The sequence below is a fragment of the Ruegeria sp. R14_0 genome (assembly GCF_017743975.1).
Lineage (GTDB): Bacteria > Pseudomonadota > Alphaproteobacteria > Rhodobacterales > Rhodobacteraceae > Ruegeria.
Genome location: NZ_JAGHRC010000004.1, coordinates 327,283 through 340,316, shown reverse-complemented (window position 1 = coordinate 340,316; position 13,034 = coordinate 327,283). Strand labels below are relative to the sequence as shown.

11 protein-coding genes are annotated in these 13,034 nt (G+C 59.8%); 6 read left to right on the top strand and 5 right to left on the bottom strand.

From position 1 onward, the window contains the following. Positions 1 to 20: 20 nt before the first annotated feature. Together J7416_RS13870 and J7416_RS13865 are read right to left on the bottom strand one after the other, a co-directional pair. Complete coding sequence (locus J7416_RS13870; protein WP_209225512.1) at positions 21 to 3,164, bottom strand: efflux RND transporter permease subunit; 3,144 nt, start codon at positions 3,162 to 3,164, stop codon at positions 21 to 23. 12 nt (positions 3,165 to 3,176) lie between these two features. Continuing rightward, entirely contained in the window at positions 3,177 to 4,337 is a 1,161-nt protein-coding gene (locus J7416_RS13865) for an efflux RND transporter periplasmic adaptor subunit (protein WP_209225511.1), read from the bottom strand. A gap of 87 nt (positions 4,338 to 4,424) precedes the next feature. On the opposite strand from J7416_RS13865, the gene J7416_RS13860 reads away from it, so the two are divergent. The 5 genes from J7416_RS13860 (at position 4,425) to J7416_RS13840 (ending at position 7,856) form a co-directional block, all read left to right on the top strand. Beyond that, positions 4,425 to 5,057 carry a TetR/AcrR family transcriptional regulator gene (locus J7416_RS13860; protein ID WP_209225509.1) on the top strand — a complete coding sequence of 211 codons (633 nt, stop codon included), beginning with the start codon at positions 4,425 to 4,427 and terminating at the stop codon, positions 5,055 to 5,057. A 157-nt stretch (positions 5,058 to 5,214) separates the two neighbouring features. Further along, positions 5,215 to 6,168 carry an alpha/beta hydrolase gene (locus J7416_RS13855; protein WP_209225508.1) on the top strand — a complete coding sequence of 318 codons (954 nt, stop codon included), beginning with the start codon at positions 5,215 to 5,217 and terminating at the stop codon, positions 6,166 to 6,168. A 64-nt stretch (positions 6,169 to 6,232) separates the two neighbouring features. After that, on the top strand, positions 6,233 to 6,742 hold the full coding sequence (locus tag J7416_RS13850; RefSeq protein WP_209225506.1) for a nuclear transport factor 2 family protein: 510 nt from the start codon (positions 6,233 to 6,235) through the stop codon (positions 6,740 to 6,742). Positions 6,743 to 6,767: 25 nt separating this feature from the next. Next, a complete protein-coding gene (locus tag J7416_RS13845; RefSeq protein ID WP_209225504.1) occupies positions 6,768 to 7,145 on the top strand; it encodes a nuclear transport factor 2 family protein in 378 nt (125 codons plus the stop codon). 18 nt (positions 7,146 to 7,163) lie between these two features. After that, the gene (locus tag J7416_RS13840) at positions 7,164 to 7,856 is read left to right on the top strand and encodes an SDR family NAD(P)-dependent oxidoreductase (protein ID WP_209225503.1); all 693 of its coding nucleotides are present in this window, start codon (positions 7,164 to 7,166) and stop codon (positions 7,854 to 7,856) included. A 2-nt stretch (positions 7,857 to 7,858) separates the two neighbouring features. Here the strand turns inward: J7416_RS13840 and J7416_RS13835 are convergent, their stop codons facing one another. Beyond that, positions 7,859 to 8,695, bottom strand: coding sequence for a LysR family transcriptional regulator (locus J7416_RS13835; protein ID WP_209225501.1), 837 nt, complete (start codon positions 8,693 to 8,695; stop codon positions 7,859 to 7,861). A 91-nt stretch (positions 8,696 to 8,786) separates the two neighbouring features. On the opposite strand from J7416_RS13835, the gene J7416_RS13830 reads away from it, so the two are divergent. Further along, complete coding sequence (locus tag J7416_RS13830) at positions 8,787 to 9,782, top strand: quinone oxidoreductase (RefSeq protein WP_209225499.1); 996 nt, start codon at positions 8,787 to 8,789, stop codon at positions 9,780 to 9,782. A 78-nt stretch (positions 9,783 to 9,860) separates the two neighbouring features. Here the strand turns inward: J7416_RS13830 and J7416_RS13825 are convergent, their stop codons facing one another. Next, complete coding sequence (locus tag J7416_RS13825) at positions 9,861 to 11,243, bottom strand: DUF1501 domain-containing protein (protein WP_209225497.1); 1,383 nt, start codon at positions 11,241 to 11,243, stop codon at positions 9,861 to 9,863. 4 nt (positions 11,244 to 11,247) lie between these two features. Beyond that, positions 11,248 to 13,020, bottom strand: coding sequence for a DUF1800 family protein (locus tag J7416_RS13820; RefSeq protein ID WP_209225496.1), 1,773 nt, complete (start codon positions 13,018 to 13,020; stop codon positions 11,248 to 11,250). Positions 13,021 to 13,034: the final 14 nt, after the last annotated feature.

Here is a 13,034-nt window from a genome sequence, read left to right as displayed (position 1 = left end):
ACTCAGATCAGCCGAACTCTTCATTCTGCGACCAGTGCGACAACCGCCTTGTCGGCTTCGGCGGCTCGATGAGTGGGCACTGACCGCTCTCGGAACCGGCCCCGGTACACCAATGCGAAAACCGGTGGGGTGAAGTAGAACGACACAACAGTCGACAACAGAACACCACCCGCGATGGCAACCGCGAAGGGGGGCCAGAACGCGCCACCACCCAGGATCAGCGGCAGGAACCCGCCAAAGGTTGTGACCGTTGTCGAGATGATATGACGGCTAGATCCGGAAACGACCCGCGCCATGGCGGCACGGTCGCCGCGACTGGCCTCAGGGTCCTGTTGCAGGCCGGTCAGGATGATGATGGCCGCGTTGATCGAAACACCGATCGAGCCAATGACACCGATGATCGCGGTAATGCCAAACGGGAATTGCATGATCGCAAGGGACAGCATCGACAGGCCTGCGGACAAAACGCACACGACCAGAGTGACCACTGTCAGCCGGAAGGAATTGAATGTCAGAACAATGGTCGCGATGGATAGGGTGACGATCAGGCCAACCGAGGCCAGCAGATTGCCCACGGTGTTCGAGCGCGCGTCGCTGTCTCCGCCCAGGGACATCGAATAGCCCTGCGGCAGGACAAACCCAGAGGCGTCCAGTGCCTGCAGAACGTCCTGCAGGGCCTCTTCGGGCAAGACACCTGGCACGATGAAGGCTTGAATGGTGTTCTCCCGAATGCCGTCTGTCCGAGTTATGACGCTTTCTGCCGGTTCAATGACCGGGCGGGCCAGCTCTGACAGCGGGACGGCGGGAAACACCCCGGTCGCCGAGACCGCAGCCGCGTTCGGCAGAAGGATCGGCATGCTGACAATTGTGTTGAGGTCAGAACGCACACTGTCGCCCAGGCGCACACGGACCGGCAGTTGCTCGGTCCCCTCTATCAACGAACCGCCGGTAACGCCGACCAACGCCGTATCCAGCTGACCCGCGATATCGGCCACGTCCAGACCCAGCAAGCGAGCTTTAACCTCATCAATTTCGAACCGGATCTGGGGGTTTCCGCCGTTCACGCTGGCGCGGGCCTGGGTGACCAGATCCAGGTTGGCCATGACCGAGCGCACCTCGTCTCCCAGGTTGCGCAGAACCGTGATGTCCTGCCCCTGGATTTTGACCTCGACCGGGGCTGCAACCGGTGGACCCTGAACCAGATTGCGCACGATAATCTGGGCGTCGGGAAAAGCGGTATCCAGTTGGGCTTGCAGCGCGGCGACAAGCCGGGCGGCGTCGTCCGCCGTTTCAGTCGTGATCATGGCCTGCGCAAATCCGGGCTCGCGCGAGCGATTGCCGACGATGTTGTAGTAAAAGGCCGGACCGGACTCGCCCACTGTCCAATAGACGCTTTGAACACCTTCATCGGCCAGTAATATGTCGTCGATCTGACGTGCGGTGGCCTCGGTGCTGGCGATCGACGTGCCGCCTGGCATGTCAACCTCGATATAGAACTGGTTGCGATCCACACCTGGAAAGAACTGCGCAGTCAGGGTCGGAAAGGCCGCAAAGCCCAGGACCGGCAGAACCAGCGCCAACGCGATGGATCGGATGGGGTTCGCCACAGACAACCGGATCGAAGCTTCGAACAGACGGGCCAGCGGCGGGATGCTGAGGCCCCGGCTCAGGACGCCAGCGTCCGCGCGATCCGACAGAACCCAACCGGCAAGCGCCGGCGTGACAGTCAGGGCAACCACCAGTGACCATACCAGCATCAAAACCACGGCAATGGCGATGGCGCCAACAAAGTCCCCGGCTGGACCGGGCAACAGGATCATCGGCGTAAAGGCCAGTGCCGTTGTGACGGTCGATGCCAAAAGCGGAGCGGCGAGCCGGCGAACAGCATCGCGCACAGCAGTTAGACGCTGCATCCCGTCCTGAAGGCGGCGGCGAATTTCGTCGGTCATCACGATGGCCGCGTCGACCAGCAGACCCAGCGCCACAATCAGACCCGTAACCGACATCTGGTGAATGGGCAGGCCAATCATGTTCATGGTCGCCAGCGTCGCCAGCGAAACAACCGGCAGCACCAGAGCCACAATCGCAGCCGCCCGCACCCCCAGCGTGATGAACAGCACAGCCACCACCAGCGCCACGCCGATGGCCATGTTCACGCCGACCTCGGTCAGGCGCTCGGTCGTGTATTGGCTTTGGTCAAACAGAAGGATCTCCTGAATCCCCACCGGAACCGAGGCGGCACCGGCCTGCAATTCCTCGCGCACAAAACTGGTCCAGCGGTCGATCTGCACCCCGTCCTGGGCCAGAACGCCGACCAGAACGGCGGGCTTGCCATTGGCAAATGCGATCGAAGATTGCGGGTCGCGCGCACCCCGGTCGATGCTGGCAATGTCGCCCAATTGCACCACCGCCCCATCGGCGCTTTCACGCAGTACAATGTTGCGAATGCGGTCCAGCGTTTCGATTTCGCCGCTGATGTTGATCGTCAGATCGACATCGGATTGCAGGCGCCCCGACTGTACCTTGCCATCCGCTTCTGCGATCCGACCCGAGATTTCCGCCGCGCTCAGCCCCAGCGCCGCGGCGCTGTCCATATCAACGCTGACCAGCACCTCTTCTTCAGGCTGACCAAAATACTCGACAGCCCGCGTTGCCGGGATCGCACGCAGGCGGTCACCCAGAGCCTCAGCATGGCGCGACAGCAGGGTCACCGGAAAGTCGGCATTGTCGGCGGCCACAGCGATCACGGCGGAATAGGCCGAAATCCCCTCGGCATCGAACTCCGGGGGCAGGGCACCTGCAGGGAAGTTCTGACTGGCATCGTCAACCGCGTCCCGTGCCTCGGCCCAAACCTGTTCGATGGTGGCCTCGTCCAGTGTTTCCAGCAGTTCGATCGACACGACCGACACGCCCGAGCGCGAAACGGAACTGACCTCGTCAACCTCGGCGATCTTGCGCAGTTCTTCTTCGATTTCCGCTGTAACCAAAGCCTCGACCCGCTCGGGATCTGCGCCGGGGAACTGGGTTGTCACGGTTGCGAACAGATTGGTGATTGTCGGGTCTTCCTGACGACCAAGCGACAGCAGTGAAGACAATCCGGCCGAGACCAGAACCAAAATGATCAGGGCAACGAGTCTGGGATGGCGAAAGGTCAGGGTTTCCATGGGTCAGCTCCGTTACTCAGCTGTGCCGAAGGCGACGCGCTGTCCAACGGTGACACGCTGCGGCCCCTGGTTGATCAAAACGGTGCCGTCAGGAAAGGCCCCACGCACGAAGACCCGGTCATTCTCGGCGTGCAGCACTTCGACGACCGCCAGACGCACCGTTTTCTGCGCATCGGCAACCAACATGGTCCACTGCCCGCGCGTCCCTTCTTTCAATGCGGTAGTAGGCACCCATGTCCCGGCGCTTTGCACCGGATCAAGCACGTGTACACGGGCAGTTTGGCCAAATGTGACGTCCGGCCCGTCCTGCAGGTTGAACAGCGCGGTTCGGGTGCGAGTCACGGGGTCCACATCCGGTCGCAGCGTCGCAAGATCGGCGCGGTAGCTCTGACCCGCGACTTCGATCTCAACATCCGTCAGCAGCATTGGATCGACGTCCAGAGGAATTCCGATCCGTACTTGTGGCGAGACAACCTCGACCATACCCAACACCAACTCTCCCGCACGCAATGTCTCGCCCCCGTCCACGTGGCGGGCGGTGATCTGGCCCGCAAAGGGTGCCTCGATGCTGGACTTTTCGATCCGAACCGACACGTCGCGCAGCCCGGCGTCCAACTCGCTAATCCGGGACAGCAGCTCATCCTGCTGCGCCACTGCCTCGTCCAGACGGGCCTGGCTGGTAAAGCCCTGCTCGATCAGCTTGGCATTCCGCTCGACTGTTTTGCGGGCAAAGGACAGCTGCGCCGCGATGGCATCGCGCGAGGCAGTCAGCCGGTCACGCTCAACCTCAAGCAAGGCGGTGTCCAGCGTCGCCAAAAGCTGACCCTTTGCGACCTCATCCCCTTCGTCGACCAGGATCTGGTCCAGCTGCCCATTCAGCTCGAACGATACATTGGCCGAGCGCTGCGGTTCGACCTGCCCGATAAACACGCGGTCCACGATGTATTCGCTTTCGGAGGTGATCGGCGTCACCGAAACCGGGGTCACTGCGGCGGCATCCGGCGGCGGAACAGCCTCTGCCCTGCGTGTCAACTCTGACGCGCCGAAATATACGGCGGCAGCTGCAACCGCGATGAAACTGACGGTAACGCCAAGCCGAACGGTGCCGCGCAACAGGCGTAAAATCAGGCTGGGCTGAGTGGTCTCAGTAGGGGATGGCGCAGGGTTCTGCATTTTGGGACCTCATCAAGTTAGCATCTCTAACATATGTTAGAACTTCTCACTTTGACAAGGGATACGCGATCTGCCACATGTTGGATCATGACGAGCACAAAAAAAATTGAAGAAAATACTGGCCAGACGCCCGCGGGCAAAAAAGCGTACCACCACGGCGACCTTCGGGCAGCACTCATCGAAGCAACGCGACAACTGGTCGAGGAAAAGGGCCCGGACAGTTTTTCGGTTTCCGAGGCCTGCCGCAGGGCAGGGGTGTCTACTGCGGCCCCGTATAAACACTTCAAAGACAAAACAGAAATGCTGTCAGCCGCCGTTCTGGAAGGGATGGTAAGGCTGCGGGGAAACATGCAGGCCGCACTGGAAGGCATCCCCGAAGGATCGCCGGAACGCGTCACCGCAATCGGCATGGAATACGTTGCCTTTGCCTTGAACGAGCCAGGTATCTTTCGGCTCAAGTTCGGGGGGTTTACCGACCGCATCGCCGACCCCCGCCTGGAAGAAGGCGGGCAGCAAAGCTTTGGCATTCTGCTGTCAGAGGTCGCGAAATGTATGGGAGAATCGGAGGTCACCGAAGATGTTCGCAAGCGAAGCTTTTTGATGTGGAGCTTTGTGCACGGCCTGTCCTTCATCCTGCGCGATCACGGTCTTGCCGACAAAGGCAAGGAATTCGAGCTTCACAGCCTGCTTGAGGACGTGTCCGAAAGAATGCTGAGGTAGCCACCAAGGATCCGCGCGGCTGAATCCAACTGAGCAATGCGCTGAGCAGGATCATTCAAAAAGCGCGCAGTCCGGTGCAATAATACCGGATCGGCGCGTCGTATCTCTTTGGTCATCGGGCAATTGCCCAGCCAGTCAGACCAACGGAGATGCTATCATGAAAACCCTTGCGCTCACCACTGCCGCCACGCTGCTGGCGTCGACCGCAGCCATCGCACAAGTCGAAACTCGCACCGTGACCTTCGAGAATGAGGGCGCGACCCTGTCCGGCACGCTGTACCTGCCGGAAGAACGCAGCGACGAACCCCTGCCTGTCGTTGTCGTCACCGGTGCCTGGACATCTGTGCAGGAACAAATGCCAGCCAATTACGCGCGTGAAATGGCCGAGCGGGGCTTTGCGGCCTTTACCTTCGATTTCCGCGGCTGGGGCAAATCGGGGGACCTTCCGAACAACGTGCGCTTTGTCGAAAGCCCCGAGGCCAAAACCTCGGACATCAAAGCTGCAATCCAGTTCGTTTCGACCCTTCCCGAAGTGGACGCCAATCATATCAATGGTCTGGGGATCTGCGCCTCGGCCGGTTACATGGTCGACGCGGTGTCTGGTAACCCGCTGGTTGAGCGCGTCGGACTGGTCGCCCCCTGGCTACAGAATGAAAACATCGTCGAAGCCGTCTATGGCGGTAAGGAAGGCGTCGCCGGTCTGATCGAGGTGTCCCACGCAGCCGAAGCTGCAGGCGGCCAGATCATTCCCGCCGCAGGCCCTGAAGGAGCCGAAGGCGTGCTGATGCCGATCGGTGGTTACTATTACGAGGCCGACAGGGGCGCGATCCCGGAATATGACGACAAGTGGAACAATGCGGGCTGGGAAGGCTGGCTGACCTATCACCCTGCTGACAACCCGCAGCGCTTGGACAAGCCTCTGGCCATCGTTCATTCGGAAAGTGCAGCGATCCCCCAGGGCGTTCAGACCTTCCTTGCCGGTTTTGCGGGTGACGCTACCGCGCAATGGCTTGAAGACGTGACGCAATTCGACTTTTACGACAACCCCGAGGACGTGACCCGCGCGGCTGACACGGTTGCCGATCACTTCCGCGCCGGTTTGGAAAACTAAGCCCCCCTTGCAGGCGCCGGAGTATCCTTCGGCGCCTTTCCCTCCATCCCCTCGGAGCAACCAGATGTGCAAGAAACTCACAACCACCATCGCCGCCGCAACACTGATCAGCGGTGCGGCCTTTGCGGAACAACACGTCGCGATTTCCACAGCGATCACCGATATCGCCGCCGGTGCCGACCGCCATGACTGGGACCGGGTGCGCGGTGCTTTTGCCGACACTGTCACCATCGACTACACCAGCCTTTGGGGCGGTGAACCAGCCACACAACCCGCTGATGCGCTTGTCGCGGCCTGGTCCGCCTTTCTGCCCGGCTTCGACAGCACACATCACATGGTGACAAACCACACGATTACCGCGCTGTCCGACGATAAGGCAACGGCACAAGCCGATTTCACCGCAACACATCGTCTGGATGACGATCTGTGGGTCCTGGGTGGCCGTTATGACTATGCGCTTGAAAAATCGGATGACCGCTGGGTTGTTAGCTCGATGACGATGACCGCGCTGTGGGAAACCGGTGACCGGGGCCTTGTCGCTCTTGCTGGTGAGCGCGCGACCGAAGCCAACTGAACCCGAAACCTGAACGGATTACCCCATGCTGCGCAAGTTAATCCCCGTTGCAGTGCTGGCCATGGCCGCTCCGGCCTTTGCTGACGACGCTTTGCCTGCGGCTATCAGTTGCTACCAGACTGCGACCAATGGCAAAAATATCGATGCCTATATGGCGTGCTTCACCGACGACGCAGAAATGATCGACGTCAGCCGAACCTTTCAGGGCAAGGACGCAATCCGCGCCTGGGCCGAGCGTGAGGTCATGCCCGGCGGCCAAAGCTTTAAGCACCGTGCAATCCTCGAAAGCGATCCTGGCTATGCCAAGACCGAGGTAAACTGGGCCAGCTGGGTCGCGCACTACCATTATTGGTGGAATGACAACGGCAAGATCACCAAAATGTCCCTGCAATACGCCGATTGACCTTGAAAGGGTGACCAGATGACCAGCCAACGCATTGCACTAGTAACTGGCGCCAATCGCGGCATCGGCAAAGAGGTTGCCCTTCAACTGGCCCGCGACCATGGGCTGAAAGTTCTTGTTGGGTCGCGCGATCTGGCCAAAGGCAAAAGGGCAGCGCAAGAGATCGGGTATGGCGCGGACGCCCTACAACTGGATGTCTCTGATCCTGTATCGGTTGCGGAGGCCTTTGCGCAGATCATGGCAGTGCATGGACGTCTCGACATTCTGGTGAACAATGCAGGCGTGGATTATGACACCGATCAACAAGCGCATCGCGCCGATCTGAACCGTGTGCGCCGCGCTTTTGATACCAACCTCTTTGGTCCATGGGACACGACGATCACTGCAGTTCCGTTATTGCGACGGGGCGAGGATGCGCGGATCGTCAATGTGTCCTCAGGCTCTGGCGCGTTGTCGGACATGTCTGCAGGCACGGCGGGGTATGGTATCTCCAAAGCGGCTCTGAACGCGTTGACCATCAAAACAGCGGCCGAGCTGAAACCCTATGGCATTCTTGTCAACGCCGTGTGCCCCGGTTGGGTCGCAACCGATATGGGCGGCGGGGGCCGTCCCGTGCCTGACGGAGCCAAAGGCGTCGTCTGGGCCGCAACTTTGCCCGCAACCGGCCCAACCGGCGGGTTCTTTCGCGATGGTCGGGCGATCGACTGGTAGGTCTATCCAGGTGCCATGAAATCAATCAGCGCCCGGACCCGCGCGGGCAACAGGCGGCGGCTGGGATAGACGGCGAACATCTCTCGGGTCAGCGGGGTTGTGCCTTCGACCGTCAGTGACTGCAGCCCGTCCCCCACCATATCTTGCGGCAGCATGGCGGCACCCAGGTTGCGGCGCGCGGCCTGGGCAACAACGTCCAGATCGGCAAAGCTGTGTGCGACATGAGAGGGCTGCAGCGTTTCACCGGTTGCAAGAACCCAAGGCTGACCAGCCGAGAGCGCTGGCAGGCCCAAGAAGTGCTTGCGCGGAATCGGACCCTTCAACTCATGATCTTCGATAAACCCCTGGCCCGCACAAAAGCAGTACGGGATCGACCAGAGCCGCTTGGCCACAAGGCTGGAATCCGTCAACGGGCCGACGCGAAATGCCAGATCAATGTTGTCGCGAAAGAAATCCATCATGACATTCGTTGTGGTCAGATCCAGCTCCACATCCGGGTTCTGCTGGGCAAAGTCCAGTAACCGGGGACCAATGGTCGTTCGGGCGGCCAGCGGCGGTGCGGTGATCCGAATGATGTGATGCCGTGTGTCGTCGGAAAATCCGGCCACGCCCTGTAATGCCTCGATCGGGTCCTGACAGCGATCCAAAAGGCGGCGTCCTTCTTCGGTCAGGCGAACCCGTCGGGTTGTTCTTTCAAACAGTTTGGTGCCCAGATGGTCCTCCAATTCAGCCACGCGGCGACTGACCCTGCTAGGCGGCATCCCCAAACGCTCGGCCGCCTTGGAAAAGCTGAGGTGGCTGGCAACAACTGTAAACAGGACGAGGTCGTTATAGATCATTGTTCTACTAATGGAATAATATCTTTCGAAATCAACTATTATCTTCAAATGATCAGAGTTCTACCTTCTGCTCAACAGAAGGAGACACATCATGTCATTCGTTATTGAAATCACTCAGACCGGCGGCCCGGACGTTCTGCGCGAATCTGAACTTGCGGTTCCGACCCCCGGCGCAAATGAGGTTTTGATCCGCAACCACGCCGCGGCTGTCAACTTTATCGACACGATCATCCGCCGGGACGAGATGCCCGAGGGAATGATGCCCGATCTGCCCCATGTGCCAGGAGTTGAAGGGGCCGGAGTTATTGAGGCCCTGGGTGACGGCGTCCAAGGTCTTGCCGTGGGTGATCGGGTTGCCTGGATGGGGCCGATTGGTGCCGGTGGATATGGCACACACTCGGTCATCGGGGCACCTTATGTGACCCGGCTGGCCGATACGGTCGGTTTTGACACCGGGGCTTCGGTTCCGGTCAACGCGATGACCGCCTATCACATGCTGGTCAATCTGGGCGGCGCGGCGGCGGGTAAATCCGTTCTGGTGCACGCAGCGGCAGGGGGTGTCGGCACTATGATCCTGCATATCGCCAAGCATCTGGGCATGACCGTGATCGCCTCGGCCAGCACCGACAAGGTCGGGTATGCCAAGGATCAGGGCGCGGACCATGTCATCGACTATCGTACTGAGGATGTCACCGCACGGGTGATGGAACTCACCGACGGGCGCGGCGTGGATCTGACGCTGAACCCGATCTCGGGCGAGTCGCTCAAGTCCGACCTCGATGCGCTTGCACCGCTGGGCACAGCCGTTCTGTTCGGGTTCCTTGCCGGTCCGCCCGCAGGCAGCTTTGCCGAAGATCTGATCAAGCATTTCCAGAAATCCGTCGCAGTCCGGGCCAGCGATATCTACACCTATTTTGTCAACCGGCCAGAGGAATTCAGTGCCGACATGGCGACCGTGTTTGATCTTCTGCAGGAAGGCGTTCTGCGCCCTAACATCACCACGCTGCCCATCGCCGAGGCCGCCGAAGCGCACCGTCGTTTGGAAGCGGGTGAAACCACCGGCAAACTGGTGCTGAGCTTCGACTGACCGACCGGAAACTGGCATCAAGGCCGCTAGACTTAGGCCCCGAGCACCCCGGTGGGCAGGATGCTCGGGGTGGTGGGTTCAGGTGAACAGGCCAAGCCTTTCGCCGCCCGCCACATCCGCGAACCGTTCAAGATTCGGGAACAGGGTGTTCAGGGCCGAAGGCTGAACGCCGAACCAAAGGGACAGATCCGCGTAAAGCTGATCGGTCGAGGTTGTTGGGATCAGCACCCCATCCCCTACATCCAGCGCGTTGTCGCTGGCCAGACCCAGTTCGGGATAATCCCCCAAAATCTGCCCGCCTTTGACCGAGTTGCCCATGACCAGCGTATTTCCACCCCAGCCATGATCCGTGCCGTTGCCGTTCGAGGTCAGTGTGCGGCCGAAATCTGAACCGGTGAAGGTCACGACGCGGTCCGCCAACCCCATGTCATCCAGCGTGGCCTGAAACGCGCCCAAAGCCTCGGACAGTACGCGCAGCATGCGGCCATGGTTGGCGAGCAGTTCATCATGATGGTCCCAGCCGATATAGCGCACAAAGAAGGTCTGCTGTTCGTGACCCAGCCGGTCCGAGGCGGCAATCGTCTTGGCAACCATACGCAATTGCTGCGCCAGATCCGAGGACGGGAAGGACCGCGGTATCTTGATACCTCGGGTTGCCGATTTGAACGTCTCATGCTTGGCCTGGGCATCGCGGGTCAGGTTCAGATAGGTCTCGCGGAAAGGATCGCCGCCCTGATCGGCGTTCATCATCCGGTTGAAACTGTCCAGCAGCAGATCGTTCAGCTGGCTTCTTTCCTCTTTCAAATAGAGTCCGACGCTACCCTTGCCTGTGATCGCATAGGGCAGGTCGATCTTGCCGTTCTGAGCGATATTGTTTCCGGCAAGGGAGATGTTCATCCCGACCTCGTGGGCCGATTTCGACGGCTGCAGATCGTCAGCAAAGAAGCCGAACCAGCCGTCATTGACCCGCAGATCGGGACGCGAGGTTTGCCAGTGCTTGAACTGGTCAGCGTGGCTTAGCAAGCCCAGGGGCAGCGCGGCTGAGCCGTCATAGAACTGCTCCTTGCGCACGCGTTCGACCAGTGGGCCGACATTCGAGACAAAGGACAGGCGTTTCTGATTAAACAGTTCGGCCACCTCGGGCATCGACGGATGCAGTCCAAAGCTGCGGCCCAGCCGGTCTTTGGGCGTGTCCAGATCCAGAAGCTCGCCCCGCGACAGGGCTAGGTTGGCGCGGGTTTCGGCATATTGACCGTGGGCGATCTTGTCGCTTGGCACCAGCATGTTGAAGCTGTCATTGCCACCGTCCAGCATCACAAAGACAAGCGCCTTGCGGGCGGGCTTGATCATGCCGGTTCCGGCCTGCGCCAGACCGGGCAGGGCGGCCCCCATCATTGCACCGGTCGCGGCCACACCGGTCGAGGCCAGGAACTGACGGCGGGTAAAGGATTTGGTCAGCATGGGCTTAAGCCTCCTGCACGGTGAATTCTGGGGAAACGGCGATCATGAAGGCGATGGTCTGTACCACCCATTCGGGATTGTCGGCATAATGCACGTATGCCTGTTTGATCCGCTTGCGCGCCGCCGCATTCGTCTGCCCGGTCAACAGGACCGAGATCCGGTTGATCAGTTCATCATGCCGACCCCGGTTCTGGGCAATCTTGATCTCTTCGCTCAGATCGAACCGCAGGGCGTTCTTGGTGTTGGCCCAGAGGGTATCCGGGTCCATCTCCATCACCATCATCTGTTCAGGGCCGGACCCGATCTGGTTTGAGACCAGAGGCAAATAGCCCCCGAAGAACCAGTAGTAGATATTGTTGACATAGGCGACTGAGGTCGCGGCGGTGTGCAATTCGAATTCGGGCGCACGCAAGCCCATTTTCTGCAGGGCCCCGTGCGGGGTGAAATCGGGTTTGTAGAAGTTGAAGACCGTGGGTGCGGACAGCGGATGCATCTGCAAGGCGTCCTGAATGTCATCCCCCAGCAACCACAACTTGCCGCTTTGGTTATGGGCGCCGAACGCCAGCAAAACCTGCGTCACGCGGTGCAGGGGTGATTTCAGCTTTTGTGACTGTACGATCTTGGACGAAGTTTTGTAGGCCGACGGCAGACGCTTGGACGCAACTTCGTTGGTCAGCGGGTAGGTCAGTATAGTGCGAACCGCGCTTTTCAGATCGCCGGTCGGGCCAAAGGCGCGCGAGACTGCCTCGACATAAGCCGGTGAGGGGTTCGAGGTGACCAGGCGGTTGATCAAATGGGTGGCGATAAAGGGCGCGGTTGTCGGATGGGCCACCAGCTGATTGACGGTCGATCGGATTTCTTTCGGGCCCGACTGATTGCCCGGCAGGCTGAGGCGGCCATTCAGCAGGGATTTGGCACCGCGGTCGTGATACTCCTCCTCAACAACCATCGGTTTGGTCGCGTCGATGAAGGGCACAGTTTTATAGGCTTTTTCGATCCCGTCATCGAAGGTCACGGGATAGCCGTTATAGCTGTTTTCCCAGAACGAGGTGTTCCATTCGTATTCATAGGCGGCAGGCAGCAGGCCGGTGAAGACGCGCGCCAGTTCCTTAATGTCGCGGTTGTCATAAGTCGGGATCGGATCACCGCTGGCATCCAGCTTCTCGGTCCCATCTGGGTTCAGCTCGAACAGTCCAATTGAAAACAGCTGCATGATCTCACGCGCATAGTTTTCGTCGGGGTGAATGTTCTTGGCCTTGTTCGCTTTTTGGTTGGTCATGTGCGACAGGTAGATGCCCATCATCGGGTGCATCGACACATCGTACAAAAGATCCGCATAGCTGCCGAACGCATGTTTGTAGAGCAGGTCGTAGTAATTCGCCATGCCGATGGCATCCAACTCAAGCGACGAGGCGTCAGAGATCACCAGAATTTCAGACAAAGCCTGCGCCACGCGTTGGCGCAGCAGGTCGTCCCGCTCGGTCAGGGTGTGGTTCCACCAGGCCATGTGAAAATACCACTTGTAGGGCAGGGCGGGGTTGTTGCCATCGCCATTGATCGCCCATTCCCCATGCGCGCGCTTCAGGCGCTTGCGGAAGCTTTTCCAGATCCTGCGCGTGGACTTTTCGAACGGGTCCCTGGTTGCGACGCGGGCGTCCAACTGATCATCCAACCAACTTTCCGGGCCAGTCTTGCTAACCTGTTGTAGCAGAGATTGATCTGCTCCTAGCGTGGCCTGCATCAAAAACCGACTGGTGTCTTCCAGAGATGTTTTCATGTGCGCGCTGTCCT

Bases quoted from the DNA above. Each gene is read 5' to 3' on its own strand.
- J7416_RS13870 (WP_209225512.1), bottom strand. From the start codon at position 3,164: ATGGAAACCCTGACCTTTCGCCATCCCAGACTCGTTGCCCTGATCATT.
- J7416_RS13865 (WP_209225511.1), bottom strand. From the start codon at position 4,337: ATGCAGAACCCTGCGCCATCCCCTACTGAGACCACTCAGCCCAGCCTG.
- J7416_RS13860 (WP_209225509.1), top strand. From the start codon at position 4,425: ATGACGAGCACAAAAAAAATTGAAGAAAATACTGGCCAGACGCCCGCG.
- J7416_RS13855 (WP_209225508.1), top strand. From the start codon at position 5,215: ATGAAAACCCTTGCGCTCACCACTGCCGCCACGCTGCTGGCGTCGACC.
- J7416_RS13850 (WP_209225506.1), top strand. From the start codon at position 6,233: ATGTGCAAGAAACTCACAACCACCATCGCCGCCGCAACACTGATCAGC.
- J7416_RS13845 (WP_209225504.1), top strand. From the start codon at position 6,768: ATGCTGCGCAAGTTAATCCCCGTTGCAGTGCTGGCCATGGCCGCTCCG.
- J7416_RS13840 (WP_209225503.1), top strand. From the start codon at position 7,164: ATGACCAGCCAACGCATTGCACTAGTAACTGGCGCCAATCGCGGCATC.
- J7416_RS13835 (WP_209225501.1), bottom strand. From the start codon at position 8,695: ATGATCTATAACGACCTCGTCCTGTTTACAGTTGTTGCCAGCCACCTC.
- J7416_RS13830 (WP_209225499.1), top strand. From the start codon at position 8,787: ATGTCATTCGTTATTGAAATCACTCAGACCGGCGGCCCGGACGTTCTG.
- J7416_RS13825 (WP_209225497.1), bottom strand. From the start codon at position 11,243: ATGCTGACCAAATCCTTTACCCGCCGTCAGTTCCTGGCCTCGACCGGT.
- J7416_RS13820 (WP_209225496.1), bottom strand. From the start codon at position 13,020: ATGAAAACATCTCTGGAAGACACCAGTCGGTTTTTGATGCAGGCCACG.